This is a genomic window from Mycolicibacterium sediminis, from assembly GCF_010731735.1.
In the GTDB taxonomy this organism is placed as follows: Bacteria; Actinomycetota; Actinomycetes; order Mycobacteriales; family Mycobacteriaceae; genus Mycobacterium; species Mycobacterium sediminis.
In genome coordinates this window covers 493,705-511,703 of record NZ_AP022588.1, presented here as the reverse complement: position 1 = coordinate 511,703, position 17,999 = coordinate 493,705, and the positions used below count along the sequence as shown (strand labels likewise).

Below are 17,999 nucleotides of genomic sequence, written 5' to 3'. Positions count from 1 at the left end.
TGGCCGTGGCGGACGAAGAGTTCAAGGTCGAGGTCGAGCTGGGCAGCGACGAGCATGGGCTGTCCTTCTGGGAGAAGCTCCGCACGCTGGACCTGGACGACGACGCGCGGGACCGGCTCGGCTCCAAGGTGACGGTGACCCGCGACGGTGATCGCGTGCAGATCTACACCCACACCCTCGCCGACGCTCAGGAAGCCGAGCGCACGATCCGCGGGCTCGTCGCTGACGACCACGTGGGCGCCGAGTACGCCGTGACCCGCTGGGACGGCGCCGCGCAGGAGTGGGTCGACCCCGTCGACGGTGACGTCGTTCCCGACGACGCCCCCGAGACGCCCGCCCCCGATCCGAGCTACGTCATCCTCGAGGCCTACAAGCCGGAGTTCCTGCGCGACCTGGGGTTGTAGGGCTGGGGTCCCCGCGGCCTGGTCCGCCCCGCTTACTTGCTCGCGACGAGAGTCGCTTTTTGTAGGCGTCCACTCGCACTTTCCCGCCAAAACGCAACTCTCGCGGCGGCGGTCGTGGAGGGGGCGCGCGGCGGTCGACGAGAGTCGCTTTTCGTAGGCGTCCACTCGCACTTTCGCGCCAAAACGCAACTTTCGCGGCGGTGTCGGTACCTCGAGCCAAGATGCGCGGATGGCCGAGGTCTTTCTGGGTGCGGAAGCAGTCGCCGCGGGACGCGTGACGCGCCACGAGCTGCGCCGGTGGTACCGGCCGATGTTCCGGGGCGTGTACCTACCGACGGACGAGGAGCCGACGCTGGCCGACCGCGCAGTGGGTGCGTGGCTCACGACGGGTCGGCGTGGCGTCATCGGAGGCGTCGCCGCATCCGCGTTGCACGGAGCGCCCTGGGTAGATCCATCCCATCCCATCGAGGTGTCCGGCGTGGTGGGCAGGCCGCAAGCCGGTTTGGTGACTCGCCGCGAGCACATCGCCGATGACGAGGTCACTCGACGTGCGGGTGTCCCCGTCACGACGCGTGTCCGGACGGCGTTCGACCTCGGCCGGCACCTGAGCCGTGCGCAGGCGATCGCACGACTCGATGCGCTGATGTGGAACCAGAAGTTCTCCCTCGACGAGGTCCTCGCCCTTGCCGAGCGCTACCCGCGGACACGCGGGCTCCGTCAGTTGCGTGAGCTGCTCCCGCTGGTCGACGGGGGATCGGCCTCGCCTCGGGAGAGCCAGACGAGACTTCTGCTGATCGACGCGGGCATGCCGAAGCCGGAGACTCAGATCCCGGTCGTGCTGGGCCGCAACGCCGTGGTCTTCCTCGACATGGGGTGGGAGGAATTCGGTGTGGCGGTCGAGTACGACGGCGATCACCATCGCACCGACCGTCGGCAGTACGTCAAGGACGTCGCGCGGCTGCGCAAGCTGGAGGAACTGGGCTGGATCGTCATCCGCGTGATCGCCGAGGATCGGCCGGAGGACTGGTTGGCGCGTGTCGCGTCGGCGCTACGAAGCCGTGGCTGCCACGTCGACATGTACGTCGCCGCCGCGCTCGCCGCGTGAGAACGGACCTACACGCGCCGCGGCGCCGCCAACCGCTCGCGCCGCAACCGGTCGACCTCGGACAGCTCGAGCGGCGGCAGCTCGCCGACCACCTGGGCCAGCATGTGGTCCGCCAGTTGCGGGTTGCGCGCCAGGCACGGCCCGTGCAGGTACGTCGCGATGACGCTGCCCTGCACGACGCCGTCGAAACCGACGCCGTCGCGGTTGCCCGCACCCGTGATCACGCGAGCCAACGGCGACGCATCCGCGCCGAGATCCGTTCCGCCGCGGTGGTTCTCGAAGCCAGTGAGGCGATCGCTGAGGCCCGGGAGCAGCGGCTGTGACACCACTTCGCCGATGGTCCGCTTCGGCTGCGGCGAGGTGGTCACGTCGAGGAGGCCGACGCCGTCGACCCGCTCGCCCGACGACGTCTCGTACCAGTGGCCGAGCACCTGGATGGCAGCGCAGATCGCCAGCACCGGAGCACCTCTCGCCGCGGCCTGCTGCAGTCCGGGGTGGCGGATCAGGTGCTTGGTGGCCAGCCGCTGCGCGAAGTCCTCCGCGCCGCCGAGCGTGTACAGGTCGAGTTCCGCGGGCACCGGGTCGTCGAGCGTGATCTCGACGACCTCGGCGTCGATCCCGCGCAGCTGCAACCGCTTTCGCAGGACTACGGAGTTGCCGCCGTCGCCATAGGTCCCCATCACGTCGGGCAGCACCAGCCCGATCCGCACCGCCGACTCGGAACCCTTCCCCCCGGTCGCTTCGCTCCTGCCCCACCGGGTCACCGCTTCACCGCCCGACTCAATTGCGAGAACGCCGTGTAGTTGGCGACGACCTCGACGTGTCCGGGCGGGCAGGACGCGATGGCCGCAAGGGGGTCGTGCACCAACGTGTGCGCGACACCGCCGTAGCCGAGCCGCACCGCCAGATCGGTGGCCCGCTCGCCGGCCGCGACGACGGGGTGGTCGACGAAGTGCTCGAAGTTGACGTCCCACAGCCAGGACAGGTCCTCGCCGTCGGGCACCTGACCGTTCACCGAGATGACGACGGAGCCGGCATCGGTGTCGACCATCGACAGCGCCTCCTGCCACCCGGCGGGGTTCTTGGCCAACAGCATCCGCACGGTGTGCCCACCGACCTGGATCGTGGAGTACCGGCCCGCGACCTCGTCGACGCCCTCCGCTGCCGCGACCGCGGCGGCGGGGTCGGCGCCGAGGGTGACGGCCGCGGCGATCGCCTGGGTCGCGTTGCCCCGGTTGACGGTGCCGGGCAGCGCCAGCGCCATGGGCAGGCAAAGCCCGTCGGGCCCGTGGACGTGGGTCTCGTCGTACCACCACTGCGGCGTGGGCCGCTCGAACGTCCGAGGGCTTCCAGGCCCGACCTGTGGCATGGTGCCGGTCGAGTACCAGTGCGCCCCGTCGCGGACGATGACCTCGCCGCTGCGCGGACAGCTCACCGAGTCGTTGGCCCAGCCGCCGCCCGCCGCGACCCACACGACGTTCGGGCTGTCGTAGGCCGCCGACGTCATCAGCACGTCGTCGCAGTTGGCGATCACGACGGTGTTCGGGTGCCGGGCCAGCCCACCTCGCAGCGTCCGCTCGATGTGGTTGATCTCACCCACCCGGTCGAGCTGGTCCCGGGAGAGGTTGAGCAGGACGACGACCTCGGGGTCGACGGCGTCGGCCACGTGCGGGACGTGCATCTCGTCCACCTCGAGCGCCGCCAGCCCCGCGTCGCGCGATCCGGCGAGCGCGGCGATGAGACCGGCGTCCATGTTGGCGCCCTCGGCGTTCGTCGCGACGGGTCCGATGGTGGCGAGCGCCGCCGCCGTCATTCGGGTGGTGGTCGACTTGCCGTTGGTGCCGGTCACGATCACGGAGCGACGATTTGCGCCGAGCTGGGCGAGGATCGACTTGTCGAGCGTCATCGCGACCAGGCCGCCGATCATGGCGCCCGCACCGCGGCCGGACAGCCGGGACGCCCACCGTGCCGTGGCACCGGCGCCCAGTGCGAGGCGCCCGCGTGCGGACACGCTGCGCCGTTCCAGCCCTCTGGTCACCCCGAGCAGTCTAGGAGGGCGGAAGTGGGTGGGCGACACGCGGCGCGGGGGACGCGGCCTTGTCGGGACGCCGTGCCATCCTCGAATTCGTGAGCATTGCCTGTGGCCGACCGGCCACCGAGCCCGGCGCGGGATGGGCGGTCGTCGACGTCGAGACCACCGGCTTCCGTCCCGGGCAGGCGCGCATCGTGAGCGTGGCGGCGCTGGCGGTCGGGGACGACGGCAACGTCGAGGGCAGTTTCTCCAGCCTGCTCAACCCGGGCGTCGACCCCGGACCGACCCACGTGCACGGGTTGACGTCGGAGATGCTGGCCGGGCAGCCCACGTTCGGTGACGTCGTCGACGACCTGAAGAGCGTCCTGCAGGGCCGCACGATGGTCGCGCACAACGTCGCCTTCGACTACTCCTTCCTCGCCGCCGAGGCCGAGCTGATCGATGCCGAACTCCCCATCGACACGGTGATGTGCACGGTGGAGTTGGCGCGGCGGCTGCGGCTGGGCTCCGAGAACCTCCGGCTCGAGACGTTGGCCGCGCACTGCGGCGTGACGCAGATGCGCCCCCACGATGCGCTGGACGACGCGCTGGTGCTCGCGCAGATCCTCAAACCGTTCCTCGCGAATGCGCACGAGCGCAGGACCTGGCTGCCGGTGCGGTCGGTGTCGCGGCGCACCTGGCCCAACGGCCACGTCACCCACGAGGAACTGCACTCGCTGCGGACGGTCGCTGCCCGCCTGCCCTGCCCGCACCAGAATCCCGGCCGGTTCGTCCGTGGTCGCCCGCTGGTGCAGGGCATGCGGGTCGCGATGTCGACCGAGGTCTCCCACACCTATGACGAGCTGATCGAGCGCATCCTGCACGCGGGGCTGGCCTACACCGACTCGGTGGACCAGCAGACGTCACTGGTGATCTGCGACCGGCCTGAGCCCGACCAGGGCAAGGGCTACCAGGCAGGCGAGATGGGCATCCCGCTGGTCACCGACGACGACTTCATGGGTCTGCTCAACCGCGTGGTGGGAGGCCGGGACGTGGAGCCGTTCGTGGAACCGACGTCCGCGGGCGAGCAGTTCACGCTGTTCTGACCCGCCCCGCTCCCGCCGCGGCATGCGTCGCGGTGACCGTCGGCGCGCGGTAGCCGCCGTCGCGCATCGCGACCTCGACGGCGTCGGTGACCGATCCGGCGCGATCGGTGGGGACGAGCACGATCACGCAGCCCCCGAACCCGCCGCCGGTCATCCGTGCGCCGAACGCACCGGCCGCGACCGCCGACGCCGCGATCGCGTCGAGGTGTGGGGTGGTGATCTCGAAGTCGTCCCGCATCGAGGCGTGGGACTCCGTCATCAGCCGCCCGGCGGCGGCGAAGTCCGACGCGCGGACCGCGGCGACGAAGTCGTGGACCCGTGCGTTCTCGGTGACGATGTGCCGGGCGCGCCGGGCGTCGACCGGATCGCGGACGGGATCGAGCGAATCGTCGGCACAGACCTCACGCAGCGAGGCGACGCCGAGGTCGCGAGCCGCGCGCTCACAGGACGTGCGCCGCGCGGCGTACTCGCCGCCGGCGTGTTCGTGCACGGCATGGGAATTGATGACGAGCAGCGTGACGCCCGCCGCCTCGGGGTCGAACGGCACCGGCTCGACCGTGACGTCGCGGAAGTCGATGAGCAGCGCTCGCCGAGGTTCGCCGAACAGTGAGGAGAGCTGATCGAGCAGGCCGGTCGGCGCACCGACGTACTCGTTCTCGGCCCGCTGGGCGATGCGGGCCGAGGTGATGCGGTCCAGCTCCGGACCCGACGCCGTCAGCGCGCCGAGCGTGGCGCACTCCAGTGCTGCCGACGACGACAGTCCCGCCCCGATCAGCACGGTGCTGGTCAGCCGCAGCGTGCCGCCGGTGACGGGGTGACCGGCGGCACGCAGCGCCCACACCACGCCGGCGACGTACGCCGCCCAGCCCTCGACGTCACCGGGTCGGGTGTCGAGCCGGATGTCCACTGCCCCGTCGAGGTGGTCGCTGTGCACGGTCAGGACGTCGGTGTCGGCGGGGGCGAAGCGGGCGATCGTGCGCTCCGGCAGCGCAATCGGCAGCGCGAAACCGAGGTTGTAGTCGGTGTGTTCGCCGATCAGGTTGATTCGTCCCGGTGCGGCCCAGCTGATCACGGTGCGACCTCCCGAAGTCTCTGGGCGACGGCCTCGGGGGTGACGTCGCTGATGTAGGCGTCCATCGCCGACTCGGAGCCGGCGAGGAACTTCAGCTTCGTCGCACTGCGGCGGATCGACATCAGCTCCACGTGGAAGTAGCCCTCCCGCTGCGCACCCACACCGGTGTACTGGTGCAGCGCCGAGATGTAGGGCAGGGGAGTCGGGTAGAGCCGGTCGAAGCGGCCGAGCACGTCGAGGTAGATCTCGGCGAACGCGTCCCGTTCGGCATCGGTGAGACCGATCAAATTGGGCACCAGTCGATTCGGGTAGACGTGCACCTCGACCGGCCACCGTGCCGCGAAGGGGACGAACGCGGTGAACCAATCGTTGCGCGCGATGACGCGGCTGCCGTCGGCGACCTCGGTGGCCAGGATGTCGGCGAACATGTTGCCGCCGGTGCGACGGTGGTGTGCGTCGGCCTGGCGCAGGACGGTCGCGGTGCGCGGGGTGAGGAACGGGTACCCGTAGATTTGACCGTGCGGATGGGTGAGCGTGACGCCGATGTCCTCGCCGCGGTTCTCGAAGCAGAAGACCTGCTCGATGCCGTTGCGCGACAACATGTCCGCAGTGCGATGCTGCCACGCGTCGACCACCAGGCGGGCGTGGGACGGGCTGAGCTGGGCGAACGACGCGTCGTGATCGCTGGAGAAGCAGATCACCTCGCAGCGGCCGTGGCCCGGTGCCGCGATGAACCCTCCGCCGTCCTCGTCGGGCAGGGCGAACGGGGTGTGGGCGTCGGCGCCGGACAGGCTCGGGAAGCGGTTCTCGAACACCACGACGTCGTAGGCGGGCGCCGGGATCTCGCTGCGGTCGCCCGACGGGCCCGGGCAGAGTGGGCACTGGTCGGGCGGCGGCTTGTACGTGCGGTCCTGGCGCAGCGCGGCGATGATCACCCACTGGCCGGTCTGGCGGTCGAACCGCACCTGCGACGATTTCTCGACCCGCGGGGGAAGTGGGCGGCGGTCGGGCACCGGTGACGCGGAATGGCCTGGCAGCGCGAAGAAGAACTCGTCGCGGCCATCGGCCAGCGTCCAGTGCAGGGGCTCGGTCACGAGACCACGTCGGCGACTCGGAGTTCGCCCACCTCGGCGGCGACGACCGCACGGTCGGTCTCGGCCAGGCCGTCGTCGACGATCAGCGTGTCCACCCGGTTCAGCCTGGCGAAGACGTTGGTGCCGATCTCCCCGTACTTGGTGTGATCGGCCAGCACCACGAGGCGGGCCCCGATGTCGATGAGCGTCCGATTCACCTGTGCCTCGCTGACATTGGGTGAGGTCAGCCCCACTCGTGGATCGAATCCGTGGACACCGAGGTAGGTGGCGTCGACCCGAAACGAGGCGATCGTGGTGTCGGCGACCGGACCGACCAGGGCGTCCGACGGGGTACGCACGCCGCCGCTCAGGTAGGTCTGGGGCGTCGCGGTGTCGCCGCCCGCCGGATCGGTCAGCGCGGCGAACACGCTGAGCGAGTTGGTGATGACCGTGATGCTCGGCCGGTGGCGCAGCAGGCGAGCGAGTTCGGTGGTGGTGGTTCCCGCGCTGAGGGCGATCGTCATGCCGTCCTCGACGGTGCCGGCGGCCGCACGGGCGATCGCCGCCTTCTCCGCGCGCTGCTGCGAGGCCTTCACCGACGACCACGGTTCCTCACCGCGATTGTGTCGTGGCACCGCGCCGCCATGCACCTTGCGGAGCAGGCTCTGGGCGTCGAGCGAGTCGAGGTCGCGACGCACGGTCATCTCGGACACGTCGAGATCGAAGGCGAGGTCGGCGACGCGCACGGACCCGCCGGCCTGCAGCGTGCGCAGGATCGCGGCGCGGCGTTCAGCAGCGAGCATGGGTTCCTCCGCTAGTGGGATTCGCACATTATCAAACAACGGGACCCGTTCTTGACGGTTCTGCGGGTCAGGACTGTTACTTTCTGCGGGTTCCTGTTTGAATCTGTGACGCACGCACTCCACCGAAGGAGTTGACCCATGACCAGCACCCTGGTCGCCGAATCCGTATTGCGCCTGAACGTCGGTTTTCTCGACTACTCGCTGATCGCCATCTACTTCGTCTTCGTGCTGGGCATCGGCTACATCGCCCGCACCCAGATATCCACCAGCCTCGACTTCTTCCTGTCCGGACGAAAACTGCCCGCCTGGGTGACCGGCCTCGCGTTCGTCTCGGCCAACCTCGGCGCTGTCGAGATCATGGGCATGGCGGCCAACGGCGCCCAGATCGGCCTGTCGACCATGCACTACTACTGGATCGGCGCCGTTCCAGCGATGCTGTTCCTGGGCGTCGTGATGATGCCGTTCTACTACGGCTCCAAGGTGCGCAGCGTGCCGGAGTTCATGCGCAGACGCTTCGGGCCCGGCGCCCACCTGGTCAACGCGATCAGCTTCGCCGTCGCGCAGGTCCTCATCGCCGGCGTCAACCTCTTCCTGCTGGCCACCGTCATCAACGTGCTGCTGGGCTGGAACCGGTGGCTGTCGCTGATCGTCGCCGCCGTGATCGTGCTGACCTACACCGCGCTCGGCGGTCTGTCGGCGGCCATCTACAACGAGGTACTGCAGTTCTTCGTCATCGTCGCCGCCCTCGTCCCGCTGACCATCTTCGGGCTGATCAAGGTGGGAGGCTGGAACGGGCTGAAGGACAAGCTGATCGACACCGTCTCCGACGGCACGGTCACGGCATCGGTGAACGAGCAGCTGAACACCTGGCCGGGGGAGGCGCTCAGCGGCTTCGACAGTCCGGTGTGGTCGGTGGTGGGCATCGTCTTCGGGTTGGGCTTCGTGCTGTCGTTCGGGTACTGGACGACGAACTTCGTCGAGGTGCAGCGCGCGATGGCATCGGACTCGATGTCGTCGGCCCGCCGCGCGCCGATCATCGCGGCGTTCCCGAAGATGTTCATCCCCTTCGTCGTCGTGCTGCCCGGCATGATCGCCGCTGCCGCGATCGGCGACATGATCGACTTCAAGTCGGCCGGCACGGGGGACATCACCTACAACGACGCGATGCTGTTGATGATCCGCGACATCCTGCCCAACGGGCTGCTCGGCGTCGCGATCGCAGGCCTGCTCGCGTCGTTCATGGCGGGCATGGCGGCCAACATCTCCGCCTTCAACACCGTGTTCAGCTACGACATCTGGCAGACCTACCTCGTCAAGGACCGCCCGGACGGCTACTACATCGGGGTCGGTCGGATCGCGACGGTCGCGGCCACGGTGCTCGCAATCTTCACCGCGCTGATCGCGGCCGGCTACTCCAACCTGATGGACTACCTGCAGACGCTGTTCGGGTTCTTCAACGCCCCGCTGTTCGCGACGTTCATCCTCGGCATGTTCTGGAAGCGGATGACCCCGACGGCGGGCTGGATGGGTCTTGTCGCCGGCACGCTGTCCGCGATCGGCGTCTTCCTCCTCGGCGAGGCGGGCGTGATCAACCTGCCCGGGCAGGGCGTGCCGTTCGTCGCGGCATCGGCGGCGTTCGTCGTCGACATCGTCGTCAGCGTCGCGGTCACCATGGTGACCCAGCCGAAGCCCGTCGCCGAACTGGCGGGCCTGGTCTACTCCCAGACCGACGTCGACATCTTCCGCGATCCGGACGGTGCCGGAAAGGCGTGGTACCAGAAGGCCGTTCCACTCGCCAGCGTCGCACTCGTCCTCGTCATCGCCCTCAACCTGCTCTTCCACTGACCCCCGGGAGAATCGATGTCCGACCCCTCCACACCCCAGTCGCGGTTCCGCCTCTTCGACATCCGCAACATCATCGGTGCCCTCCTGGGCATCTACGGCCTACTCCTGACCCTTGCCGGGGTCTTCCCTCAACTCCTGTCCGAGCACTCCGATCCCGCGGCCGAACGCAACCGCACCGACCTCTACATCGGCACCGACGCGAACTGGTGGGTGGGGTTGGTCCTGCTCGCCGTGGCAGGGCTGTTCTTCGCGTGGGCGCTGCTGCGGCCGGTGGTGCCCGACGAGCCGGACACTGCCGAGGAGCATACGCAGACAACGTGATTCGTTGATGACCGACGCCCGGCGGATCACCCTCACCAGCAGCAGCTGCACGGCGGTGCTCACCGACCTCGGTGCGCGACTGCTCGAACTGCACGTGCCGGACGCGAACGGCGTGCTCGCCGACGTCGTCCTGGCCCGCCCGGCGGCCGACGTCGCCACCGACGACACCTACATGGGTGCGATGGTAGGGCGCTGCGCCAACCGGATTCGCGACGGCGTCGTCGAGATCGACGGCCGTTCGATTCAATTGAGCCGCAACGAGGGCGACAACCACCTGCACGGCGGCTCCCGCGGGTTCGACCGGATGGTCTGGGAGACGTCCCGCGAGGATGTCGGTGAGGTGACCTTCTCGCGCGTCTCCCCGGACGGTGAGGAGGGCTACCCGGGAACGCTGACCGTCAGCGCAACCTACCGGCTCGCCGGGACGACCCTGAGCGTCGACGTCCACGCGACCACCGACGCCCCCACCATCGTCAACGTCGTCCACCACACGTACGTCAACCTGGCCGGGCACGACGCAGGCACCGTCGCGGATCACTCACTCCAGGTGCGGGGTTCGTCGTACCTGCCGGTCGACGAGGCGGTGCTGCCCACCGGTGAGGTCCGCGCGGTGGCGGGGACGCCGTTCGACTTCCGGACGCCCGCGCCGATCGGGGGGCGAGGCGTCGACATCGACCACACCTGGGTGCTCGACGGGGTGGGTACCAGGGAGGTCGCCGTGCTGGTCGACCCGCGCAGCGGGCGCCGGATGGCCGTCACCACCGACCAGCCCGGCCTGCAGGTGTACGCGGGCGGGCACCTCGGGGGTGCCACGGCGAAGGGCGCCGGTGGCGCGTACCGTGCCGGTGCCGGGGTGGCGCTCGAGGCCCAGCACTTCCCGGACGCCCCCAACCACCGTCACTTCCCGTCCGTCGAATTGCGTCCGGGTGAGGACTACACCAGCACGGTGCGCTTCGACTTCACCGCGTGCTGACGCGTCACTCCAGCCGTACCGGGTGCCGATGCGCCCACACCACCGCGACGGCCGTCCCGATCAGCCACACGGCGACCGCGATGCCCAGGTGCACGAAACCCTTGGTGTCCCGGCCGAACACCGGCCCGACCACCGACGGCGCCTGACTCCACAGGAAGCGGTGCCCGACGCCGTCCATGGGGTCCGCGACGTAGTACAGGACGTACGGCAGCGTCAGCGAGGCCAGCCACCGGGTGGTGTCGCGTCGATCGTTGCGCCTGCGCCACCGCCGGAGCACCGGCTGCGCGGACACCGGGAGCAGGATCGAGACCACGTTGCCCAGCCCGATCCACGACACGACGGGCACCGCCACGTTCGGGATCGTGACCGCGAGGCGCGCAGGCGACTCGAACCACAGCGTCAACGCCATGGCGGCCGCCAGGGTGGGCGCACCGACCAGCACGACGAGCGCGAGGTTCTTCACGATCAGGACCCGCCACAGCGGCACCCCGTTGGACAACGCCTCGCCGACCCGGCGATGGTCGGCGCCCAGCAGGTTCGTGGTCGTCACGTCGGCGAGGACGAACGAGGCGAAGTAAGTGCCGACGAGGATCACCCAGTCCTGGTGGCGGCCGTGCGCGGTCAGCGGCTGCACCGTCAGCCAGACCACCGCCAGCGCGAGGTTGGCGAGCACTCCCACCAGCCAGGTACGCGGCGGGGTGAACGCCCAGCGAATCTCGGCGGCCAGCGCACGGGCCATGGTGAGTTCGAAGTCGCGGGCGGCGTGGGCGGCAGCCGCGGGCCGCGAGGCGGACGCCCGTGCGACCGATCGCGAGGCCGCTTCGAGACGCGACCGCGCGGTAGCCAGGGCGTTCATCGTCGACCCGTCACCACGGACGTGACCCTATCCCGCGCGGCGGCGTCGGCAGTGTCGCCGAGGCGACCGGGAGGCATGTTCGCAGAGCACTCACAGGCAGCTGGTCCTCGGACTCCCAGTCAGTGCACAGCAAACCACGGGCAGGATGGGTCTGTCGGGTCGACACGGGAGAGGAGGTGCTCGGGATGCTGGATTGGTCGCTGCTGACCGGTGCCGTGCCCGTCGTGCTGTCCGTCCTCGGCGTGACCGCCGGAGCCTGGCTCCTCGTTCGCGTCCTCACCTCGGACCGACGGCCCTGGGCCAAGGCACTCGAGGTGATCGGGTGCCTCGCGTTCGCGGTCGCCACCACCGCGGTCCTCGATCACATGGCCCGCGCGGTGTGGATGCTGTTCCCCGATCAGCTGGCACCGGCGATCTACGCGTGGGTGGGCGCCGGCTTCCTCGCCGTGGCGCTCGCGGTGGCGCGCTCGGCGCGACGACCACGGCGCGGCATCGTGCTCTCGATGGTCGCGGCACTCGTGGTCTTCGCCGCCTGCGCCAACCAGGTCAACGCCATCTACGGGACCTACCTGACGCCGGGTGACCTGTTCGGAATCGCCCACCACGACGACATCGCGCTGTCCGACGTCGTCAACGACGTGCGCGTGCTGCCCGACGCCGACCCGATCGAATCGGAATGGACGCCGCCGCAGGGGATGTCACTGCGCGGAAAGATGACGTCGGCGGTGATCCCCGGCCCACTCTCGGGGTTCTCGGCGCGACCGGCCGCGGTGTACCTGCCGCCCGCGTACTTCAGCAACCCGCGTCCGAGACTGCCGGTGGTGGTGCTGCTGGCCGGCCAACCCGGTGATCCGGACGACTGGGTCAGCGCGGGCAAGCTGGCGTCGATCATGGACCGCTTCGCCGTCCAGCACGACGGCCTCGCACCGGTCGTGGTGGTGGCCGATGCCACCGGCAGCCGGTTCGCCGATCCGCTGTGCGTGGACGGCCCGCGCGGCAACGCGGCGACCTATCTGGTGAAGGACCTGCCGCGCTGGGTCGCCCAGCACCTCACCGTCGACCCCGATCCGCAGGCGTGGGCCATCGCGGGCGCCTCGTACGGCGGTACCTGCGCGCTGCAGCTGGGCACCAACCACCCCGAGGTCTACCCGACGTTCCTGGACATCTCGGGATCGAGCGAGCCGACCCTGGGCACCCGCGACCGCACGGTGAAGGAGGCGTTCGGCGGCAGCGACGCGGCGTTCGCCCGCGTCAACCCGATCGACTTGATGCACGGGCGGAGCTTCCGGGGCAGCGCCGCCCGGTTCGTCGCCGGTGCCGGCGACCGCGATGCGCGCAACGACGCGCATCGGGTGCTGGCCGCCGCCACCGGCTCCGGAATGACCACCCGCTACGACGAGGTGCCGGGCTCCCACGACTGGCACTGCTTCACGGCCGCCCTGTCCCTGGAACTGCCGTGGCTGGCGCAGCGGACCGGGCTGACGTCCTGACCGGTCAGCTTCGCGCGGCGCGGTTGACCGCGGACACGACCGCACGCAGCGAGGCCGTCGTGATCGACGTCGCGATGCCGACCCCCCAGACGGTCTTGCCGCCGATCGACGCCTCGACGTAGGCCGCGGCCTGCGCCTCCTCGCCGGCGGACAGCGCATGCTCGGAGTAGTCGAGGACCGAGACGTCGTACCCGATGGCACCCAGGGCGTCGACGAACGCGGCGAGCGGACCGTTGCCCGCGCCCTCGATCTCGCGCTCCACGCCGTCGACGAGCACCGTCGCGACGATCGAGTCGGTACCGCCGTCGACCTCCGAGGCGTCGACGCGCTGCTTGATGCGCTCCAACGGACGGACCGGTGACAGGTACTCGTCGGCGAAGACGTCCCACATCTCCTTGGGCGACACCTCGCCGCCCTCGCCGTCGGTGATCTTCTGGATCGCCTGGCTGAACTCGATCTGCAGCCGACGGGGCAGTGCCAGACCGTGGTCGGCCTTCATGATGTAGGCGACGCCGCCCTTGCCGGACTGCGAATTCACCCGGATGACGGCCTCGTAGGTCCGGCCGACGTCCTTCGGGTCGATCGGCAGATACGGGACCTGCCAGAGCATCTCATCGACGTCGGAGTCCGCCTCGTCGGCCGCGACCTTCATCGCGTCCAGACCCTTGTTGATCGCGTCCTGGTGGCTGCCGGAGAACGCCGTGTACACCAGGTCGCCGCCGTAGGGGTGGCGCTCGTGGACGGGCAACTGGTTGCAGTACTCGACGGTGCGGCGGATCTCGTCGATGTTGGAGAAGTCGATCTGCGGGTCGACGCCGCGGCTGAACAGGTTCAGGCCCAGGGTCACCAGGCAGACGTTGCCGGTGCGCTCGCCGTTGCCGAACAGGCAGCCCTCGATGCGGTCCGCGCCGGCCTGATAGCCGAGTTCGGCTGCGGCGACCGCGGTTCCGCGGTCGTTGTGGGGGTGCAGGCTCAGGATGATCGAGTCCCGACGAGCCAGGTTGCGGCTCATCCACTCGATCGAGTCGGCGTACACGTTCGGCGTCGCCATCTCGACCGTCGCGGGCAGGTTCAGGATCAGCGGGGCGTCGGGCGTCGCGCCGACGATCTCGCTCACCGCGTCACAGACGTCCTTCGCGTACTCCAGCTCGGTGCCGGTGTAGGACTCCGGGCTGTACTCGAAGCGCCACTGCGTGTCCGGGTACTTCGCCGCCTCTTCGACGCACATCCGCGCGCCGTCGGTGGCGATCTTCTTCACCGCCTCGCGGTCGGCACGGAACACCACGCGGCGCTGCAGGATCGACGTCGAGTTGTAGAAGTGCACAATCGCGCGCGGCGCACCCGCGCACGCCTCGAACGTCCGCGCGATCAGCTCCGGCCGGCACTGCGTCAGCACCTGGATCGTGACGTCGTCGGGTACCGCACCCTGCTCGATGATCTCGCGGACGAAGTCGAAGTCCGTCTGGCTGGCCGACGGGAAGCCGACCTCGATCTCCTTGTAGCCCATGCGGACCAGCAGGTCGAACATGCGGCGCTTGCGCTGCGGGCTCATCGGGTCGATCAGGGCCTGGTTGCCGTCACGCAGGTCGACCGCGCACCACATCGGTGCGGTTTCGACGACCTTGTCCGGCCAGGTGCGGTCGGCGAGCGTGATGGGCTCGACCTCGTCGGCGAACGTGCGGTACCGGCTGACCGGCATCTGCGTCGCGCGCTGGGTGTTCCACGCGGGCTGATTTGGGTGCGGCGGCCCGGCGGGCGTGGAGATGGTGCGGGCGCTGGTGAAGGCGTCGGGGGAGTCGCTGGATGCGGGGGAGAACGTGGTCACGAGGTGGCTCCGGATTCGTCTGTCGAGTGAACTTCAGACCGGCGCATGGCGAACACCCGCGACGGAGAGCCAGTCCGAGTCAGACTCCGTCGCGGCGTCCGAGGAGGAGCGCACGCTGCACGGGTGACACTCTACTCCCGAGGTGTTCGGAGCCAAAACGGCGGGCTTTCGCGCCGAACTGGAGAGTCACGTCGCTGGGCAGCCGCCTGAACGACGTGACTGTCCGGTTCGGCGTCGAGGGGAAACTGGTGATGGCCGGTGCTCGGTATGACGGAGGGAGTGAACGGTGACGTCCACGTTCGAAGGCGAGGTCGATCGCATCGTCGGCCGCACCCTGTCGACGTACGGTCTGCGGTTCGACGGCACCTTCGTGGGCCTCGATGCCGACGGCGCCGGTCTGGCGATCTGCTACTTCCGGAGTGCCAACTGCAAGCTGCAGATCTACACGTCGGAGCGCGAGGGCGAGACCGGCTGCATGATCGCGCCGGCGGATGCGCCCAACGTCTTCGGCCCGACGGACGACTCTGGCTGGTGGAAGTTCCTGACCGACGTCAACCAGGATGCGGACGACCCGTTTCGCGGCGTGCCGACCGAAGCCGGGAGCTACGGGGTGCCGTTGACGAGGCTGAGGGCGCACCTCGTCGCCTCCTACGACGACGCGTGCACCGCCCTGGTGGTCACGCACTCGGGGGAGCCCACCGCGGCGGACGACGTCGTGCGCGTCCCCGTGACCGGGGCGGACGCCATCTACCGGGGTAAGCGATACCGGGTCGCCTTCAGCGGCTCCGACTGGGTGGCGCTGCGCGCCGATCCCGACACCGAGCTGCCCGACGCCTTCGAGCGAGGGGAGTCCGGGCGACGGGAGATCCACACCCGCCAGACGTGGGCCAAGGTCCCGAGGTCGGCGATCGAGACGATCATCACGATGACGGTCGAGGGAACCATTGCGGGACACACGGTCTCGCTGCGTTCGCAAGGGTCCGACGGGCGCGTGCTCGTGGAATTCATCGGACCGCCCGCGGTGGCCGAGGAACTCGGTCTGGAGGGCGATCAGTACATGGGCTGGACGGGTCTCTTCGCTCCCGGGGACTTCGACGAGATCACCGTCGAAGAGACGTCCTGACCCCAGGCGTCCGCGAACTGGATAGTCACGTCGCTGGGTCGCAGCCTCGACGACGTGACTCTCCGGTTCGGCGAAATCCAGGGCGATCAGACCTGCGCGTCCGGGAACGCGATGACCGACAGGAAGCGGATGGGTAGCTCGACGAGGTCGACCGGGCCGTGCGCGCCCTCACCGTCGATCTGCAGCGAGTCGCCCTCGTGCAGTCGGTACACCGACCGGCTGTGGCTGTAGTCCATCACCCCTTCGAGCATGTAGATGAACTCGGTGCCGGGATGCTGGAACAGCGGGTAGGTCTGGCTCTTCTCGGTCAGCGTGACGTGCAGGCACTCCAGCCGCTTGTGCTCCCCGCGCAGCGAACTGAGCAGCTGATACTCGTGCCCCTGCCGAGTGCCGTTGCGCACGATCTCCGCACCGGTGCCCGCCTTGACGAACGCGGCGGGGCGCTCGACGTCGGCACCCCGGAACAGGCTGGTGACCGGAACGTCCAGACCCTTCGCGAGCAGTGCGAGCGTGGAGAGGCTGCACGACGTCTGGGCGTTCTCGATCTTGGACATCATCGCCTTGGAGATGCCGACCCGGTCGGCCATCTCCGCGACGGTCAGTCCGTGCCGCTGACGCAGCTGGCGCACGTTGCGTCCGATGGCCGCCTCGAACTCGAGGTCTTCGACGGGCTCGTGCGGGTCCCGTTCGCGGGCCGTCCCGGACTGGTTGCGCAGGAGCGGAACGTCGCTCACGGGCACTCCTCTCCGGCTACCGCATCTCCCCGGCCCCGACGTACGGGTACGGGCTCTTGAGCAGTGTGCCATCGGCGAACCGGGTGAGCGCGAAGTCGGTCTCTGGGATGCGCGGGTCGAAGCTGCGGCCGTCGGTGACCAGGTCGGCGACCAGTGCGCCGACGGCCGGCGCGATCTTGAAACCGTGGCCGCTGAACCCGGCGGCCACGATCAGTCCGTCCATTCCGCCCGCCGAGATCACCGGGTTCCAGTCGGGGGTGACGTCGTAACACCCCGCGTAGCTGCCGGTGATCGAAGCGTCGGTGAGACCGGGGAACCGGGTGCCGACCTTCTCGACGGTCAGGTCCACGAAGTCGTCGGTGGCGCGGTTCAGGTAGTCGTCGGGGTCGGCGTCCTGGCAGTGCGCGAGATCGCTGTTGCCGAAGAGGATCTCGCCACCCACCTCGGGTCGCACGTACTGCAGGGACACCAGATCGGAGAACACGGGTACCGGCCCCAGGTCGAGGCCGGGGGAGATGGTGACGATCTGTTCGCGCACCACCCTGATCGGCATGTCGACGCCATGCCGACTCAGGAACGGCTGCGTCCACGCCCCGGTCGCCACGACGACGGTGCCCGCGGACACCTCGGTGCCGTCGGCGAGCCGTATCCCGGTGACCCGACCGGCGTCGACGATCAGGTCGGTCACGTTGGCGCCCTGACGGATTCGCACCCCGGACGCACGGGCGGACACCGCGAAGGCCTGTGCGGTCTGGTAGGCGTCACCGTAGCCGCCGCGGGCCTCCCACCCGAACGCGGCGAAGGGGCTCAGGTCGGCGTGGGGCCACATGTCGGCCACCTCGCCGGCGTCGATCTCCTCGGTCTCGACTCCGACCGACCGTTGTGCGGCGAGGCTCTTGCGCAGCGAGTCGACGTTGGGCTCGCCGACGCCGACGACGTACCCGGTCTGCCGGAAGCCGATGTCGTGGCCGAAGCGTTCCTCGGCCGTCTCGAACACCTCGAGACCGACGGCGGCCATGGCGGCGAGCGAGCTGACGCCGTAGTGGCATCGCACGATGCCCGAGGACTTGCCGGTCATGCCGGAGCCGACGGTGTTGCGTTCGGCCACCAGCACGTCGGTGACGCCACGCTCGGCCAACGCCCAGGCGGTCGCGGCGCCCTCGAGGCCACCGCCGACGATGACGACGTCCGCGGTCTCGCTCACGACGGTGCCGAACGTGACGCCATGGCGGACACGGGCGCGGATTCTCGCCGTAGC

At 69.5% G+C, this 17,999-nt stretch carries 17 protein-coding genes; 8 read left to right on the top strand and 9 right to left on the bottom strand.

Translation table 11 applies throughout. From position 1 onward, the window contains the following. Positions 1 to 5: 5 nt before the first annotated feature. A complete protein-coding gene (locus G6N64_RS02560) occupies positions 6 to 404 on the top strand; it encodes a hypothetical protein (protein WP_163795468.1) in 399 nt (132 codons plus the stop codon). 229 nt (positions 405 to 633) lie between these two features. Next, complete coding sequence (locus G6N64_RS02555) at positions 634 to 1,509, top strand: type IV toxin-antitoxin system AbiEi family antitoxin (protein ID WP_163795467.1); 876 nt, start codon at positions 634 to 636, stop codon at positions 1,507 to 1,509. Between the two features lie 8 nt (positions 1,510 to 1,517). Here G6N64_RS02555 and G6N64_RS02550 read toward each other — a convergent pair whose 3' ends face one another. Then, the gene (locus tag G6N64_RS02550; RefSeq protein WP_163795466.1) at positions 1,518 to 2,219 is read right to left on the bottom strand and encodes a type 1 glutamine amidotransferase; all 702 of its coding nucleotides are present in this window, start codon (positions 2,217 to 2,219) and stop codon (positions 1,518 to 1,520) included. Between the two features lie 50 nt (positions 2,220 to 2,269). Further along, on the bottom strand, positions 2,270 to 3,547 hold the full coding sequence (locus G6N64_RS02545) for a Mur ligase family protein (RefSeq protein WP_246230897.1): 1,278 nt from the start codon (positions 3,545 to 3,547) through the stop codon (positions 2,270 to 2,272). Between the two features lie 89 nt (positions 3,548 to 3,636). Here G6N64_RS02545 and G6N64_RS02540 point away from each other — a divergent pair, with 89 nt between their 5' ends. After that, the gene (locus G6N64_RS02540; RefSeq protein ID WP_163795465.1) at positions 3,637 to 4,626 is read left to right on the top strand and encodes a DEDDh family exonuclease; all 990 of its coding nucleotides are present in this window, start codon (positions 3,637 to 3,639) and stop codon (positions 4,624 to 4,626) included. On the opposite strand, the gene G6N64_RS02535 is transcribed toward G6N64_RS02540, so the two are convergent. The 3 genes from G6N64_RS02535 to G6N64_RS02525 are packed head-to-tail and all read right to left on the bottom strand — an operon-like array spanning position 4,613 to position 7,574. Continuing rightward, positions 4,613 to 5,698: a galactokinase gene (locus G6N64_RS02535; protein WP_163795464.1), complete on the bottom strand. Its 1,086-nt coding sequence runs from the start codon at positions 5,696 to 5,698 to the stop codon at positions 4,613 to 4,615. The two genes, G6N64_RS02540 and G6N64_RS02535, sit on opposite strands and share 14 nt — an antisense overlap. Then, positions 5,695 to 6,792 carry a galactose-1-phosphate uridylyltransferase gene (gene galT / locus G6N64_RS02530; RefSeq protein WP_163795463.1) on the bottom strand — a complete coding sequence of 366 codons (1,098 nt, stop codon included), beginning with the start codon at positions 6,790 to 6,792 and terminating at the stop codon, positions 5,695 to 5,697. Before galT ends, G6N64_RS02535 begins: the two co-directional genes overlap by 4 nt. Further along, on the bottom strand, positions 6,789 to 7,574 hold the full coding sequence (locus G6N64_RS02525; RefSeq protein ID WP_163795462.1) for a DeoR/GlpR family DNA-binding transcription regulator: 786 nt from the start codon (positions 7,572 to 7,574) through the stop codon (positions 6,789 to 6,791). Before G6N64_RS02525 ends, galT begins: the two co-directional genes overlap by 4 nt. Before the next feature lie 138 nt (positions 7,575 to 7,712). Here G6N64_RS02525 and G6N64_RS02520 point away from each other — a divergent pair, with 138 nt between their 5' ends. Genes G6N64_RS02520 through G6N64_RS02510 form a run of 3 tightly spaced genes read left to right on the top strand, consistent with a single transcriptional unit; the run spans position 7,713 to position 10,713 of the window. Beyond that, positions 7,713 to 9,419, top strand: a complete 1,707-nt coding sequence (locus G6N64_RS02520) for a sodium:solute symporter family protein (protein ID WP_163795461.1) — start codon at positions 7,713 to 7,715, stop codon at positions 9,417 to 9,419. A 15-nt stretch (positions 9,420 to 9,434) separates the two neighbouring features. After that, positions 9,435 to 9,740 (top strand): Asp23/Gls24 family envelope stress response protein, encoded by a 306-nt coding sequence (locus G6N64_RS02515; RefSeq protein WP_163795460.1) that lies wholly within the window; start codon positions 9,435 to 9,437, stop codon positions 9,738 to 9,740. Positions 9,741 to 9,747: 7 nt separating this feature from the next. After that, positions 9,748 to 10,713 carry an aldose epimerase family protein gene (locus G6N64_RS02510; RefSeq protein WP_163795459.1) on the top strand — a complete coding sequence of 322 codons (966 nt, stop codon included), beginning with the start codon at positions 9,748 to 9,750 and terminating at the stop codon, positions 10,711 to 10,713. 4 nt (positions 10,714 to 10,717) lie between these two features. Here G6N64_RS02510 and G6N64_RS02505 read toward each other — a convergent pair whose 3' ends face one another. Beyond that, positions 10,718 to 11,569 (bottom strand): hypothetical protein, encoded by an 852-nt coding sequence (locus tag G6N64_RS02505; RefSeq protein WP_163795458.1) that lies wholly within the window; start codon positions 11,567 to 11,569, stop codon positions 10,718 to 10,720. A 185-nt stretch (positions 11,570 to 11,754) separates the two neighbouring features. Between G6N64_RS02505 and G6N64_RS02500 the strand changes: the two genes are divergently transcribed. Continuing rightward, positions 11,755 to 13,059, top strand: coding sequence for an alpha/beta hydrolase (locus tag G6N64_RS02500; protein WP_163795457.1), 1,305 nt, complete (start codon positions 11,755 to 11,757; stop codon positions 13,057 to 13,059). Positions 13,060 to 13,063: 4 nt separating this feature from the next. Here the strand turns inward: G6N64_RS02500 and leuA are convergent, their stop codons facing one another. Further along, positions 13,064 to 14,884: a 2-isopropylmalate synthase gene (gene leuA / locus G6N64_RS02495; protein WP_163795456.1), complete on the bottom strand. Its 1,821-nt coding sequence runs from the start codon at positions 14,882 to 14,884 to the stop codon at positions 13,064 to 13,066. Positions 14,885 to 15,170: 286 nt separating this feature from the next. On the opposite strand from leuA, the gene G6N64_RS30125 reads away from it, so the two are divergent. Beyond that, complete coding sequence (locus G6N64_RS30125) at positions 15,171 to 16,007, top strand: UCP033725 family protein (protein WP_246230896.1); 837 nt, start codon at positions 15,171 to 15,173, stop codon at positions 16,005 to 16,007. Positions 16,008 to 16,093: 86 nt separating this feature from the next. Here the strand turns inward: G6N64_RS30125 and G6N64_RS02485 are convergent, their stop codons facing one another. Together G6N64_RS02485 and G6N64_RS02480 are read right to left on the bottom strand one after the other, a co-directional pair. Further along, a complete protein-coding gene (locus G6N64_RS02485) occupies positions 16,094 to 16,741 on the bottom strand; it encodes a type II toxin-antitoxin system RelB family anti-toxin (RefSeq protein ID WP_163795455.1) in 648 nt (215 codons plus the stop codon). Between the two features lie 16 nt (positions 16,742 to 16,757). Further along, a complete protein-coding gene (locus G6N64_RS02480) occupies positions 16,758 to 17,945 on the bottom strand; it encodes an NAD(P)/FAD-dependent oxidoreductase (protein ID WP_163795454.1) in 1,188 nt (395 codons plus the stop codon). Positions 17,946 to 17,999: the final 54 nt, after the last annotated feature.

Excerpts from the sequence above, each read along its gene's own strand:
- G6N64_RS02555 (WP_163795467.1), top strand. The coding sequence starts at position 634 with ATGGCCGAGGTCTTTCTGGGTGCGGAAGCAGTCGCCGCGGGACGCGTG.
- G6N64_RS02525 (WP_163795462.1), bottom strand. The coding sequence starts at position 7,574 with ATGCTCGCTGCTGAACGCCGCGCCGCGATCCTGCGCACGCTGCAGGCC.
- G6N64_RS02520 (WP_163795461.1), top strand. The coding sequence starts at position 7,713 with ATGACCAGCACCCTGGTCGCCGAATCCGTATTGCGCCTGAACGTCGGT.
- G6N64_RS02515 (WP_163795460.1), top strand. The coding sequence starts at position 9,435 with ATGTCCGACCCCTCCACACCCCAGTCGCGGTTCCGCCTCTTCGACATC.
- G6N64_RS02510 (WP_163795459.1), top strand. The coding sequence starts at position 9,748 with ATGACCGACGCCCGGCGGATCACCCTCACCAGCAGCAGCTGCACGGCG.
- G6N64_RS02505 (WP_163795458.1), bottom strand. The coding sequence starts at position 11,569 with ATGAACGCCCTGGCTACCGCGCGGTCGCGTCTCGAAGCGGCCTCGCGA.
- G6N64_RS02500 (WP_163795457.1), top strand. The coding sequence starts at position 11,755 with ATGCTGGATTGGTCGCTGCTGACCGGTGCCGTGCCCGTCGTGCTGTCC.